This is a genomic window from Flammeovirga pacifica, from assembly GCF_000807855.2.
In the GTDB taxonomy this organism is placed as follows: Bacteria; Bacteroidota; Bacteroidia; order Cytophagales; family Flammeovirgaceae; genus Flammeovirga; species Flammeovirga pacifica.
On the sequence record NZ_JRYR02000002.1, the window covers coordinates 472,395 to 487,446 of the forward strand.

A 15,052-nucleotide genomic window follows, 5' to 3' on the forward strand; every position below is an offset into this window, starting at 1 on the left:
TAAATGATTTTACTCCAAAAAGATTCTCCTTGGCTATCGCCAATAATAACATTCTCAGTATCAATTATACTGTTTCTGTTTACTTATTGGTCGGTAACAGACGATTTTTATATTCGTGAAATGTTTTTGTACCCAATAACCTATATTTATCTTGTTTATTTTAATGGAACGGTATACGTAAGTAAAAAAATATCTAAGTATTTAGGAGGACTGAAAATTAGGGATAAACCTCAATTAAGAATTATTTTAGAATTAGTGTTTGTCATATTTTTGAGTTTCTTTTTCTTTTATATATCCATCGTTCTATTGGGAATAATTAATGAAAAAGAAAACCCATTTCATTTTAGAAAACAAGAAACTGTAATTGCAATTAATCAATGTATTTTCTTATTACTCTATTCTTCATTAGCCGTAACAGATGATTTTCTTAGAAAATGGAGTACCTCTTCTTTAAAAGTAGCAGAATTAGAAAAAGAAAAGCTTAAGGTGGAAAATAGGGCTTTACAATCTCAATTGAACCCACATTTTCTATTTAATAGTTTGAATGTACTTGTCTCAGAAATTGACTATAATCCTCAGTCTGCAAAAGATTTTGTATTGGATTTATCGAGTATTTATCGCTATGTGTTGGATAGTAAGGATATTGATTTGGTGTCTTTAGAAAAAGAGTGGGAGTTTATGAAAAGATACATAAGTATTCACCAAGTACGATTAGGAGATGGTTTAAAGTTTGAAACGCAGATTGATTCTACTCAAATGTCAAAAAAAATACCTCCATTAGCACTTCAATTATTACTAGAGAATTGTTTTAAACATAATACGGCTACTTTACGAAAACCCCTAAAAATTGCTATAAAAATTGAAAATGGTTTAGTAGAAGTTCAAAATAATAGACAATTAAAATCTATTAAACCTAAATCTTATAAAATTGGCTTAACTTTTCTCAAAGAAGCTTATAAGAACTTTTTAGAAGAAGAAGTTATCGTGGAAGAAGGAGAAGATTACTTTAAAGTGATTTTACCACTTATTGATGAAACAAAAGAATATGAAGATCTTAATTATTGAAGACGAAATACCGGCACAACGTTATCTAAAAAATATAATAGAAAAAACAGTGAGTAATTGTGAATTCTTATTCCCAATACAATCTGTAGAAGAAGGCATAGAATTTTTCAAGAGTAATCAAGAAAGACCGTCCTTAATTTTCTCTGATATTGAATTAACAGATGGTTTAAGTTTTGATATTTTTAAAGAAGTCGAAGTAAATATCCCTATTATTTTTGTAACGGCTTACAATGACTATGCTTTAAGAGCTTTTGAGGTGAATAGTATTGATTACCTTTTGAAGCCAATTAATGAAAATCATATCAAGTTAGCTTTAGATCGTTTTGATAATAAAATGATCAATTCGATTTCTCAAGATACTGTTTCTGTTATTTCTGATAAAATTGAAAATGAAGAAGAATCATTTAGAAATCGTATATGGATAAATCAACCGACTAATTTAAGTATTGCATCCGTTAAAGAGATTCATGCCTTTCAGTCAGAAAATAAGACGGTTTATGTACATCAGGACGGTGGAGTTTCTGGAACGATAGACATGACATTAGATAAATTAGAAAGAGAATTAAATCCGGTTGATTTCTTTAGAATAAACAGGCAGTTTATTGTGAATGTTAATGGGGTAGTGAGTATTGAACCTCATTATAACGGGAAATGGGTTCTAAGATTAAAAAGTGATAGTCAATTAGAAGTGATTATACCTAAAGAAAAGGTGAGTAAATTTAAACAATGGATGGTGAAGTAGGTAATATATATATGATAACCCCTCAATTAAATATCTTACCCTACGATGGTAAATTAGAATATTATCCATCAATTTTCTCTGCTGAAGAGAAGGAATATTATTATAATAATCTGTTCCATAAAATAGCATGGGAAAATGATGTGATAAAGATGTTTGGGAAAGAGTTTATCACCAAAAGAAAAGTGGGTTGGTATGGTTTAAAAAATTATGAATATACCTATTCAAAAAGTACTAAAAGAGCACATCCATTCCCTGTTTTTTTACAGGATATTTTAAATAAGGTAGAGCATTATTCTAAAGAGTCTTTCAATTCTTGTTTACTTAATCTTTATCATTCAGGTGAAGAAGGAATGGCCTATCATAGTGATAATGAAAAAGAATTAAAAAAGAACGGGTGTATTGCTTCTGTATCCTTTGGTGCCGAAAGAAAGTTTTCTTTTAAACACAAAACATCAAAAGAAAGAATTGATATCAATTTAGAAAATGGATCTTTATTATTAATGAGTGGCGAAATTCAAGATAAATGGATGCACGCCTTACCAAAAACGAAACGAATCGATACCCCGAGAATTAATTTAACTTTTCGAACTATTATCACTTAATTCATGAAATTAAAATTTGTATTACTATTATTGTTGATTTGTTGTGCAAATCTTCACTCTCAAAATTTAAAGGAGGTAGATCAATATGTTATTCATCATTTATTAAAGGAGAAAAACATAGATAAATTATCTAATAAGATTAATGCAAAATACCAAAAACCAATAGTGAGAGCAAGGGCAATTTATTGTTACATTTCTAGTACTATTTCATATGATGTAGATGCTTGGAAAAAAGGAAATGTTGGTTACCGATTTACTTATAAAACAGAAAAAGAAAAAGAACAAAAACTGAGAGCGTTTAGGAATGATAAAGCGATTGAAGCTGTTAAATCGGGGAAGGCGGTATGTGATGGGTATTCAACACTCTTTGAAATTCTTTGTCATAAATCGGAAATAGAATGTATTACAGTGCAAGGGGAGAGTAAATCATTTTTATCTGATTTAAATAAAACTTTTTCTGAAGATGTTAAAGGTGATCATGCATGGAATATTATTACAATCAATGGGGAGAAATTTTTAGTAGATACAACATGGGGTGCTGGTAGTATTGATAATCAACTAAAGTTTGTGAAAAATTACTCAGATGTCTACTTTATGATGCCTCCAAACAGGTTCATTTTAAATCATTACCCACAGCAGGAGCAATATAAATTGACTTCAATTTCAAAAAAACAATTTTATGATTATCCTTTATTTTACCTAGATTACTTTTTTACAAATATCAAATTGATAGCACCTTTAAATAAAGAAATAAAAAAGAGTAATAGTTTTCAAATCATTTTATCCCCTCTAACTATCCAGAAAGATTTACTTTTTGCCTATGATGATAGTAAGTATGCTTTAGATATTAAGATGAAAGAAATTGATGGAAAATTATATATTGAAGTTCCATCTTCTTCACCCAATTCTACCTACTTTACGATTTATTATAAAAACATGAGTATTGTTACTTACCTAGTGAAATAGAGGAATTTAAGTTACTATAATTTGCAACTTTATTTATTTGAAGGTATTTTGTATTAAGATATAAGAACAATTTAATTCTGTTAGATTTGAAATGAATCATTCTTATAATAAATATAATTTACCTGATCCATAAACTATTACCAATGAAACAAGTTATTGATAGATTCACGACCACTTCTTCTACTTATAAAAAGTTTAGACCCAAATATCCTGAAGCTCTTTTTGACACCATTTATAAATATATAAAGGATACTTCTGCCACTTTAGATTGCGGTACTGGTAACGGACAAGCCGCTAGATATTTAGCTAAGAAATTTGATCATGTTATTGGTATTGATATCAGTAAGAATCAAATAAATAATGCGGTGTCAGAAAAAAATATATGGTATATAGAAAGCCGTGCAGAAAAGACAAAGTTTAAAGATGAATATTTTGATTTAATCACTATTGCTCAGGCAGCACATTGGTTTGATCTGGAATTATTTAATAATGAAGCACATCGCCTATTAAAAACAGATGGTGTTATTGCCTATTTTGGATATAACTTATTTAAAGTGAATAATGAAATTGATGAGATGATCAGGTACTTTTATTATGAAGTGATTGGTCCTTATTGGGATAAAGAAAGAAAAATTCTTGAAAATGAATATAAAGATATTCCCTTCAGCTTTACAGAAGTGAAAGAAGTAAGTGATGTAGATATGATAGTTAAGTGGGATTTAGAACAATTGTATGGGTATTTACATACTTGGACAAGTGTACAAACATTTTTGAAATCAAACCCTACGGTTGATCCTGTAGCTGATCTAATGAAAAAATTAACTCCAATTTGGGGAGAGAAGGAGAAACGAGAAGTAGTGTTTCCTGTTTTCCTTAAAATCGGAATTAAGGAAGAATAGTATTTAAAGTAAGGGGAGCCTTATTTATGGTGTATATTTTATCAGCTGACATATGTTATCGATTAACACTTTTTCATTAGGATGAAACTCATTATCGGCATTGGCTAACTCGATTAATGACTCATATACTATTTGTTTCTTAGCATTACTCATATATTTTAATATGTCAATACATTTTTGAGTTTCCATATTCTTAGCTTCTATCACATACTCATCATTCAAGTTGATTCTTTTTTTAAACTCTTCAAAATAGAGAATTTCTTCATCTTCAACTTTACAGTCGGCATGAATCATATTCTCTAATACTTTGGTAAAAGAGAGTTTTTCGTTGTAACTAAATTCATTTAAGTGTGCAGTATCAGCAATCATCACATATTTATATTAATAGGTTAAAAAGGGTATCTATCAATATTTCAACAAAATTTGATAAGAAATGATCCAATTCTAGTTTAGATTTTACTTTTAAACTTAGAATCTGACAAAAGCATCTTATTTTTGTAAAATAAACAAATGACAACTATCTGATGAAGAGAATAAAGTTTTATAAAGTAAACCCATTATTTCAAAGTGTGATTTATGGTGTGGCAATGCTTTTCGTATTTATAGGTGGAAATTTTATACAAACAGATTTTCCAGAATACTTAAACAACATATTTATGGTATTAGGATTTGTGATTTTGATGACCTATCAAATGAAATTGTTGTTTTGGAAAAACTATGTTGAAACTACAAAAAATGGTATTTTGATAAAGGTAAATACTAAAAAGGGTATTCGATTTTTATACAAACAAATTCAATCTTCTAACTTAAGTAACAATACTTTATCAATTACAATGGTTAATGGACACGATTGGGATTTTGATATGACAGATATTAATAGAACCGATGTACAAGAATTGCATTATTTAATCATGCATCATACTATTGAAAATTTATAATAATAAAAAAGCCATCTTTGAAATTCTCAAAGATGGCTTTTTTATTATTATCGAATTACTGTTAGTGCGGTGGTTTCTCTATGGTGTTCACCATCTAATTCACTTGAGTATTCTATAACTACGGTGTAAACACCACTCATAACTAATTTTCCTCTGTAGGTGGCGTCCCAACCATTTCCTTCTGTTCTTGCTTCTGAAGAATCAGTATATTCTCTACTAAAAATTATTTCTCCCCATCGGTTATAAATGTTGAGTTTAATATCAATAGCATATTTAGAACGTATTAAAAATTCATCATTAATACCATCGTAATTGGGTGTTAATGCGTTTGGAACCGTTAATTTAGGAGGGCAAATGTCATCTACAAAAACAGAAGTAATTGTTTCACATTCTGTGTCGTAAGCTGCATCAATGATCATGACAGAATATTCACCTTCTTCAGACCTTGAAACGCTAGAAGAAGTTTCTCCTGTACCCTCCCAATAATAGATGAACTCACTACCTTCAGGTGCCTGTAATTCAATTTGTCTTTCAGTTTCAAAACAGATGACTCTTTCTTTAACAGCAAATTCAGGAGGAAGCGAACGGTGCACTACCTCGAAAGTTTTAGTTAATAGACATTGTTTACCGCTTTCATGAGTGACTGTATTACTTATCGTATATTCTCCGGGAGACGAGACGTAAATCACTTCAGATGTTTCTCCAGTCGACCAAATGAAATCTTGACCAACTCCATCATAATCTTCAATTCTACCATTAAGTTCAACTGTTTCTCCTTCACAAACTTCAAAATAAGTATCTTTTAATTGCAGTTGAGGTATTACGTGAACAGTCACACTATCATAAGATACACATCCAGCAGCTGAAGTAACTCTTACAACGTAGGTTTGATCTTCTGTCGGTTGAACATTTACTTTAGGATTAGTACTATTAAGACCTTCCCATAAATAAGCTTCTCCACCACTTACTTCTAAGGTTGTTTCTTCTCCTTCACAAAGAAATAAATCATCTGTAAGCGTTATAGTTGGAACAGGATGTACAATAAGAGATTGAGTGATATCTTGAATACATCCATTAATTGTTGTTATTCTTAAAAGAATTTCAAAAGTTCCTACCTCATTATATGGATTATTAGGAGAAAAGCTATTGGATGTAAAATTAGGAGTAGTACCATTATAGTTGAAATCCCATTCTATGGATGCAATTTCAGGATGGTCACTTTCTAATTCTCCACCTTTATATTCTGAAGTGTTTTCAAATTGTGCTTCATCAAAAATACAGATTTCAGAAACATTAAATGAAGGCAATGGTTGTTGGAATACGGTTATTGATTCTGTAACAGGTAAAGAAGAACAGCCTCCTACAGGTGTGACAATAAGTGTGACATCATGTTGACCGAAATCAGGGAATTCATACGATAAAACAGGTTCATCAGTAATTATAGTTTCGTAATTACTTAAAGTCCAAGCATATTCAACTTCTAAACCATCTTCATTTTCATAATTAGCAGTAAACTCAGTGATTGCTCCAAAACAAACAGATGACGAAGTGAATGAAGCTTCTGCTTGTGGATCTACAACAAGAATACTTGTTGTTGTTGCACAATTAGTGGTATCTGAAGTATCTGTAATGGTTACTGTGTAGGTACCAGGAAGATTTTTTGAAATCGATGCAGTGGTTTCTCCAGATTCCCATAAATACGTATAGTTATTTCCATTAGGTGCATTAATAGTAATAGGACCACTATTAAAACAATGAACAAGTGTATCTTGACTAAAACCTTCTGGCAGTGAATTAAACCTAGCAGTGAATACCTTTGTAAAGGTACAAGTACCTCCATCCGGTCTTGTTACCGTATTTATGACTGTGTAATCTCCAGCAGAAGAAACGGTTAAAGTAGGAGAAGTATCGCCTGTTTCTACCCATTCGAAAGATTCAACAGTACCTAAGTAATCATTTATTCTAGCATCAAATGTTATTTCATCTCCTTCACAAGCCACGAAAATTGATTGTTTTTCTTTTATTTCAGGAATCACTAAGATGGAAACACTATCTATCGTTAAACAATTGAATTCATTCCATGCTTTTACAACAAAGATAGAATCAGTTGTAGGACTAACAGTGATTTCTTGAGTAGTTGCTCCAGTAGACCATTCGTAAGAGGTAGCACCATTTACTGTTAATGTGATTTGATCACCATAACAAATATATCTACTTTCACTTAAGGTAATTGTTGGTAATTCTCTAACAATTACTTCTTTTTCAAATACATCCATACATCCCTCCAATGTATACACCTCCAACCTTACATTATAAGTACCAGGTTCATCGTATAAATGAGTGGGGCTTACATCCATAGAACCTATAAGATCAGGATGATTGTTAGTATCAAAATACCATTTTACTTCTTGTATTATGGTAGGATCTGTGGTAATTAAGTTACCCTCGAAAGTTGAAAGGTTTTCAAATACCATTTCATTTTCAAAGCAAACTTCAAGAGCCTCAAAATCTAGAACAGGTAGAGGCTTAACTCTTAATGTTTTGGTTACTGAAGAGTTAGCACAAATATTATCGGATTCAACGGTTAATTGAACATCATAATCTCCTTCCTCAGGAAAGATAATTCCTAAAATAGAAGTGGTTGTTGTTGAATCTTTAAGATAACCATTAGAAGATGTGATATTCCAGTGATAATTAGTGATGTTTCCTCGAGTATAGGGCTGAAAACCAGAATCATTAGCTTCTATGTAAATAGAATCTGATAAGCAAATAGGAGCTAAATCAGGTAAAACGGCTACTGGTACGGGATCATATTTGATATTGAATGTTCTTGTAGAATACCCCACTTTTGTATCAGTATGATTGTATATAGGGTTTATTTTATCTACATATTCAGCATCTAACCAAATCTCAAGCGTATAATTTCTTCCATTTTCATCATTTGGATTGACTTCAAAATAGCCACAATTAGTAGTATCTGTACAATACGTTAATGTAATAGTAGAATCCATTCCACCATCGATTTCTGGAATTAAAACTCCGTCTACAGACCATTGATAAAAAATTTCACTTTTGTAACTATAATTAGCACTATCTACATCAGAAAGTTTAAAGTTAGGATCAAAAGAATTTATGGAAGTATCTCCTTCTGAAATACACATATAAATATCCTCTAAATCTACTTCAGGTTGTTTCAATACAGTAACAAAATTCAGAGGGTCTTCTTCAGCTTTATAACTACAACTCACTAACCTTCCATCAATTAATTTTATAGTAGAATTGAAAATTAAAAATGGATTGTATGTAGCGTAGTCTGTACCTAAGTTATCCCAATTAGGCTGGTAGTCTACGGTAGGAGTTATACCATCACCGGCTATACCATTACCAAAAGTCCATAAATATTCTATTTTTTGAATATCTCCAGAAACACTAGCAGGAATAGCTTCCATCATTGTGGTGAGAGGTTCGTAACCTATTTTCTTTTGGATATACAGGTCACCTTTTACACCACCAACATTCACCTCAAGAGTATCTGAAAATAAAATACACCCTTCAGTATCCTGTGCAGACATACTTACTTTGTAATCTCCAGGTTCAAAAAAGTAACTAAAGACTCCTTGATCATCATCTTTAGTATATGTTGTAGTATTATTAATGACTACACTCCAAACCCATTTTTCAATCGGAACATTATTACCATCAGCATCAATTCTTGTTAATGTGTTTCCAGTAGATCCATCTGCTATATCAGTAAAATTGATGAAGCCAGGACATGCTAACTCCTCTTCTGAAGAGGTGAAATCAGCTGCTCCAAGTGGTAGTTCTGGAACATCGAAAGTAATACTATCAATTGCAGTACATCCGTTTCGATCAGAAACAGAGAGGATCGCTTTATAAGTTCCCAAAGTAAAAGAATCGAACCTGAAAATATAGTTACTATCAATATTATCAGGTGATACATTATTTTTTGTTCCATCAGGGTATTCTATTTCCCAAGAAAAAATAGATTGACTTCGATCGTATATTGTATTGTCATTAATATTAGCATCAATATATGTTTCGATATAATCACATTTAAAAACGAAATCTATGTAATCTTCGACAGGTTTAGAGAAATCTAAAATAGGTTGTGTTACTCTAGTACGTTCTTCATTGGAAGTGACATCACAGACATCAGAAGAAACTCTTAAGCGTACTCTGTGCCTATCACTTTGTGGAGAAAGCACATCATTGTAAATCCAAACAAGATTTTCGACTGTTGCACTACTACCGGTTTTTACAACATTTCCATCAACTAGCCATTCCCAAGTAATATTAGGAGCTTCAAGTTTAAATCCAGGCTCTACAAAATAAGTAATCGGTTCACCAACACATACATTGTCAATATCATCATCTATCCTGAATTCCATTTCATAAACAGTAAATGGACCACCTGTAGTTGTTTCTGTACAACCTGAATTATTATAATTTACGGTGACTTCAAATTCCCAATCACCTCCATTATTAAAGGTAATACGAGGTCTTCTATTTGTTCTAGTTAATACTTCTCCAGTGGTTGTATTGGTGAACACCCAAACATAATTAGCTGGATAGGTGTTATTGTTAACATCAGGATCAAAACGTAGTTGAGTACCTGAACATAATTGAGTAGGATTGTTGTATGTATTATTACCTTCAACTCTCCATCTAGGATTCATAGGAGGAGGTTTATTAGGGATATTTAATATTACTTCATAATCATCTGAACAAAAGTTGGGAGGAGTAACAGACGGAATAGATGCAGTATTTTGTACTGATAAAACTGCTCTTACTTGGTCTCCATGTGTAATATTTAAACCAATAAAATTAGGATGATTAGGTATGTCCTCATTAGCATCATTAGTTACAATTTGAGTGGACCTTGTACCACCTGAACCAGTGACAGTAAAATCCCAAGTATAATCGCCTGCACCACCAACACCTACATTTGAATTATTATTGAACTCAATAGAAGATGGATCACATAATTGAGTCATGTTCATATCAAAATTGGCATAAGGTGTAATAACTTCAATAGTTTTGTACACAGGAACTGATTCACAGCCATTATGTATCGCCCAAAATCCTATTGTATAAGTTCCCTCATCAAGATCATCATAGTTATTAGTGGCGTTGCCATTGACTGTACCTGCAGGTTGCCAATTGGGTGCTCCTTGAACATTAAAATCCCAGAAGTATTGAATATCTGCATCAGGAATACCTTTTCTATCGGAAGTATTCGTAAAATTGATATCTGTATTATTACAAATGTTAGGGCCAGGGAAGAAAGTGAAATCTAAATCAATCTGTTCTCCAACATTTATAACCGCAGTATCTGTTGATGTACAACCTCCACCAAAATTGATGGTAACAGTAACATCATAAGTATCACCAGGAATACCTGTTAATGACATTGTCGTTCCTGTGCCAGAATAAGTAGTACCAGTTACACGACCTACTACAGTCCATGTTCTAGATATAGAATTGTCAGTATAATTATTTCCACCTTGTGTTAAATTGTAGGATAATGTAGTTGAATAAGGGGCACAATTAAAGCCTGCGCCTATACCTACTATATTTGTATTGATTTCAGTAGAAGTTACCTCAATTTCATCAATAAGACATTGCCCATTGTCATTAGCAAATAATTGAATTGTATAAGTTCCTGTAGAAGTAAAGCTATAGGTTGGCGTAGGATTATTATTGAAATCATTTCCACCAATTTCTTTTACTCTCCAAAAATAATTTGAGACATCATGTAGATTATTAATGCTTAGGTTAACAGAGAAATTATCCGAACAAAACATAGTATTATCTGCTACTATAGAAATATCGGATAAACTCATAGGAGGTACTGTTATATCTCTAGAAAAAGAACATCCATTGTCTAAAGTAGCAGTAACTGTATAAATAACAGCTGCTCCCGTAGTGTTTGAAAAATTATGAACAATATTATCAGGAATACTTGATGTAGCACTATTGCCATCACCAAAATCCCAAGAGATATTTTCACCATTTAATTCATTCGGAAGTTGAGGATTAAAAGTAACAGGATAGGTAGCACAAAAAGATGTAGGGATATCAAAATCAAACATATTTTCCGAAACACCAAGAATTACTTTTGTTGTTGCTACATCGAAACATCCACCGTTGGTTGATGTAACAGTTACTGTGTACTCTTTTCCATTAGAAATATCAAAAGTATGTGTTGGGTTTTGATCTGTAGATGTATTTCCATCACCAAAATCCCAAGTATAAGTTACATCAGCGGCAGGGGAGTCGTCTTTAACTAAAAATGTTTCAGCTGTAAATGTTTGCGAAAATGATGTTTGACATGTGGTTACTAAAGGAGGATCAATATTAGTATATATTTTCTCAGTAATATTAATATACGTTTGTTTAAACGTCTCCACTTTACAACCATCCAATGTTTCTCCAACAAGATAAACATCATATCCAGCAGGATTTGGAGCTAATTGTGATGTTGGTTGACCATCTTGATAGCTTTTACCATCTATAATAAATTCGTAAAATGCGAGATCAATATTTGTTGTTTTGGTAAATATTATTGTAGCTCCATCGCAAGCTGTTTCGACATTAGATTCAAATTCTATTTTTGGAATGGGTTTTACTTTTACTTTACCAGTTAATGTTTTTGTTGCACCTCCTTGTGTAAAGGTAACAGAGATGTCATAATCGACAATACTTGACGGTGATCCTAAATAGGTATCCGTAGGCGTTGCAAGATTGGAATTGTTTCCATTACCTAAATCCCAACTGTAATTTGATATTGCACCTAATCCTTCATCATCAATGTAAAAAGAAGTTTGTAAGAAATCACAGGCTTCAATTGTGCCATTTGTAATATCAGTTCCCGAAGGGGATGAACCTGCCATTAACTTTTGAGCATTGACGTTGGTTAGTGTAAATAACGATAGTAATAACGGAAAAAATATATAGTAAAATCTTAATTTCATGACTTTAGTTGTTAGAGATTAGGGATTGGACATTTGTCTGTCGGCACACCGACTTTACCCTTTTTCTTCTTTTTTCTGTAGTTAGGATAGAAGTTTAGATCATAGCGTACAGATAATTCATGTGAATTACCTTCTGCGAACTGAAGTCCTCCAATTGGATGATCGAAACTATATCCAATAGTGAAGCGTTTGACTTGTACTCCAGACATAAATACAATAGAATCGTGATTAAATTGAGTAGGGTCTTCATTGTCTTTTACAAAAAGCCCTCTATACCAAACACCAAGAATAATTGGTTTGTAATTAAGGTTTACTCCAGTACTTAATTGATCTTTTTTTCCTTGTGATTGATAGTGCATCATGAAGCTGACAGTACGATCATCATAATTTCCAACAGCTCCATGCCAACGGTATGTTAGAGGTATTCTATACCCAGCATGTACTGAGTATCGTATTGGTAAATAGTCTTGACCATTGTAATAACGAGTGATTTTTGGCTGGTTTAAGTGATAAAATGACATGCCAAACCAAAAATCTTTACCATAAAAGACAGCTCCAGTAGAAACATCGGGGTATATTTTACTTTCTCTGTCCACCTTATCTTTGGTTGGATCACCGGTGATACCATCATCATCGATTTGATCGCCAAATAATAGTTTATAGAAACCTAATGAAGATTGCTCAAAGCCTAATTGTAATCCAAAACTTAATGTATACTCTTTACTGACCTTGAAATTATATCCACCAGACACATTCATTACAAAACGATCCATAAGAGCTCCTGAATTGGTACCCATAACATCCTCATGTAGGGTGACTCCAACTCCAATATTTTTACTAGGAATTGGTGTATCAAAAGAAGCCATAAAAGTGGAGTAGTTCGATGGTATACCTACCCACTGATTTCTATAGTTTAGATTTACTCTTCCATCACCTGCGGTTCCTACTAAAGCGGGGTTAAGATACAAAGGTGCAGCATAATATTGCGACAAATGAGCGTCTTGAGCGTTAGTAGTTAAACAGATAAAAAAAGTAAAGAACAAGCTTAATGTTATTAGAAGTTGCCGTATCATTATTGATTATTTAACCAAGAATTATTTGCAGTACATTCTTAGTAAATTAATATTATTAGTTGATATTGTTAAATATTGCAATCTTCATACCTAAACTTATAAATTAGTTACTACTAAAGTATTATGTGAAATTAATTTATTTTAATCATGAGATTTTGAACTGAAAGAGGTAAATTTTCACATTATTTTAGTATTTATTATTACAGTATTTTGATTGTAGATATAAGATGTTAAATGATGATTGAATGACAATAATGCAATAAATTATTGGATGGTTGAGGTAATTATTTTTATAAAATTTTAGGTAAATAAATCTAAAGTAAAAATTAGTATTTACACTACAATTTTGAATATCAAACTTGACTAAATATCTTGCATAGTAATGCATGATTGTGCATGTTTCTGCTTTTATAAATCATAGACTTTCTTCATGAAGAAGTTTTTATTACTATTTACATCTTTATTGTTTTCTTTAATCATACTTTCTTGTGAAAAAGAAGAACAAATTATTGAAACCATAAGCCCAATTAATTTAGTTGATGTTTTTATGGGGGAGGATTCAACCTATAATGGTGTATGTATTCCTACAAATAAGACTACTCAAATGTTATTAGGTAATAAAGGTTATTCAAAAAGCGATTCTTTAGTTAGTGGTTTTTTAGTTACTCATCATTCACAAAATGATGAATCGATTCATGCACAATTGTCAATCACTACATCAGTTAAGCCTATTAAATCATTTAAAGATTTACAAGATGATGTAATGATTGTAGATCCATCGACAGTGATAGCTGAACCGGGCTTTTTTGAAGTCTATTTACCTGAAAATAAGACTTTAGCGGCATTAACAACGGGTCAAAATGTAGCATTTCAGAAATATACATTTCCGGATACTAATGTGGCAAATATTATTATTGATCCGAACAAGGTAACTGATGGAAAGGTAGTGACATCACAATTATTTACTACCTCGCCTAGAGAATTGCAGGGTTATAACATTATTCAGAAAGGGAGTAAAAAAGAAAAAATTTATTTTGTTATTAAAATCACAAAAGATTATGGCAGTTTTAGAATAGCTGATCACAGATCGATAACCAATAAATTGAAAGTAACAGGACGACACACAAAAGGTATTTTGACTTTTCAGACCAATAGAAATGAAGCGGTAGAAGTAAAGGTTGGTTTTTCTAGAAAAGGGCTTGAAGAAGCAAAATATAATTTGAGAGCAGAGTCACATAATTCATTTTCACTAGCAGTAAATAATGCCCAAAATCAATGGGAAGCTACTTTTGATAAATTTTATTTAGAAGGAGGATCAAAAGTTAATCAATCTAAATTTTATACAGGCATATATCAAAGTCATCATTTAAGCCCAATTAAAAATGATAACTTGTTTATCGAAAATCCGTTGATAGGATTAATATCAAAAAATAAATCAAAAACTTTAAAAACAGGGTTTGTAAATTTTAATAGTCTCGATGAAGTGAGTTATTCAAATGATTCAATCAATAATGAGATTTATTCCTTACAATCTATAGGGTTAACTCCTTTAGAAGGTGAAAAATATAAGATCACAGCTCCTGTTTTTGATAGAGTAAGTATAGATTTATTCAATGGGAAAAATTTTGTCATTGAAAAGAAGAATCGATCGAAAACACCCAATGAGGTGTCTTATAACGGTAATATTTTAGAGGATAATATCATTTCAGAAGAACAAATTTTGCTAGGAGGAATTTTAAAAGTGAGCCTTTAGTCAGAAATAAATCAAATAG

10 protein-coding genes are annotated in these 15,052 nt (G+C 31.6%); 7 read left to right on the forward strand and 3 right to left on the reverse strand.

Going from position 1 to position 15,052, the window contains the following annotated elements; translation table 11 throughout:
• Window positions 1-3: 3 nt before the first annotated feature.
• The 5 genes from NH26_RS21075 (at window position 4) to NH26_RS21095 (ending at window position 4,274) form a co-directional block, all read left to right on the forward strand.
• The gene (locus NH26_RS21075) at window positions 4-1,065 is read left to right on the forward strand and encodes a sensor histidine kinase (protein ID WP_084812310.1); all 1,062 of its coding nucleotides are present in this window, start codon (window positions 4-6) and stop codon (window positions 1,063-1,065) included.
• Window positions 1,046-1,807, forward strand: a complete 762-nt coding sequence (locus tag NH26_RS21080; RefSeq protein WP_044226393.1) for a LytR/AlgR family response regulator transcription factor — start codon at window positions 1,046-1,048, stop codon at window positions 1,805-1,807. Before NH26_RS21075 ends, NH26_RS21080 begins: the two co-directional genes overlap by 20 nt.
• Entirely contained in the window at window positions 1,792-2,409 is a 618-nt protein-coding gene (locus tag NH26_RS21085; RefSeq protein WP_044226281.1) for an alpha-ketoglutarate-dependent dioxygenase AlkB family protein, read from the forward strand. Before NH26_RS21080 ends, NH26_RS21085 begins: the two co-directional genes overlap by 16 nt.
• A gap of 3 nt (window positions 2,410-2,412) precedes the next feature.
• Window positions 2,413-3,375 (forward strand): transglutaminase domain-containing protein, encoded by a 963-nt coding sequence (locus tag NH26_RS21090; RefSeq protein ID WP_044226283.1) that lies wholly within the window; start codon window positions 2,413-2,415, stop codon window positions 3,373-3,375.
• Between the two features lie 143 nt (window positions 3,376-3,518).
• Entirely contained in the window at window positions 3,519-4,274 is a 756-nt protein-coding gene (locus NH26_RS21095) for a class I SAM-dependent methyltransferase (protein WP_044226286.1), read from the forward strand.
• A gap of 24 nt (window positions 4,275-4,298) precedes the next feature.
• Here NH26_RS21095 and NH26_RS21100 read toward each other — a convergent pair whose 3' ends face one another.
• Window positions 4,299-4,643: a TerB family tellurite resistance protein gene (locus NH26_RS21100; RefSeq protein WP_044226288.1), complete on the reverse strand. Its 345-nt coding sequence runs from the start codon at window positions 4,641-4,643 to the stop codon at window positions 4,299-4,301.
• A 155-nt stretch (window positions 4,644-4,798) separates the two neighbouring features.
• On the opposite strand from NH26_RS21100, the gene NH26_RS21105 reads away from it, so the two are divergent.
• Window positions 4,799-5,212 (forward strand): hypothetical protein, encoded by a 414-nt coding sequence (locus NH26_RS21105; protein WP_044226289.1) that lies wholly within the window; start codon window positions 4,799-4,801, stop codon window positions 5,210-5,212.
• Between the two features lie 47 nt (window positions 5,213-5,259).
• On the opposite strand, the gene NH26_RS21110 is transcribed toward NH26_RS21105, so the two are convergent.
• Both NH26_RS21110 and NH26_RS21115 read right to left on the reverse strand, forming a co-directional pair.
• Window positions 5,260-12,207, reverse strand: a complete 6,948-nt coding sequence (locus NH26_RS21110; protein WP_084812311.1) for a PKD domain-containing protein — start codon at window positions 12,205-12,207, stop codon at window positions 5,260-5,262.
• A gap of 11 nt (window positions 12,208-12,218) precedes the next feature.
• A complete protein-coding gene (locus NH26_RS21115; protein WP_084812312.1) occupies window positions 12,219-13,280 on the reverse strand; it encodes a PorP/SprF family type IX secretion system membrane protein in 1,062 nt (353 codons plus the stop codon).
• 430 nt (window positions 13,281-13,710) lie between these two features.
• On the opposite strand from NH26_RS21115, the gene NH26_RS21120 reads away from it, so the two are divergent.
• Entirely contained in the window at window positions 13,711-15,033 is a 1,323-nt protein-coding gene (locus NH26_RS21120) for a glycoside hydrolase domain-containing protein (protein ID WP_044226294.1), read from the forward strand.
• Window positions 15,034-15,052 lie beyond the last annotated feature (19 nt).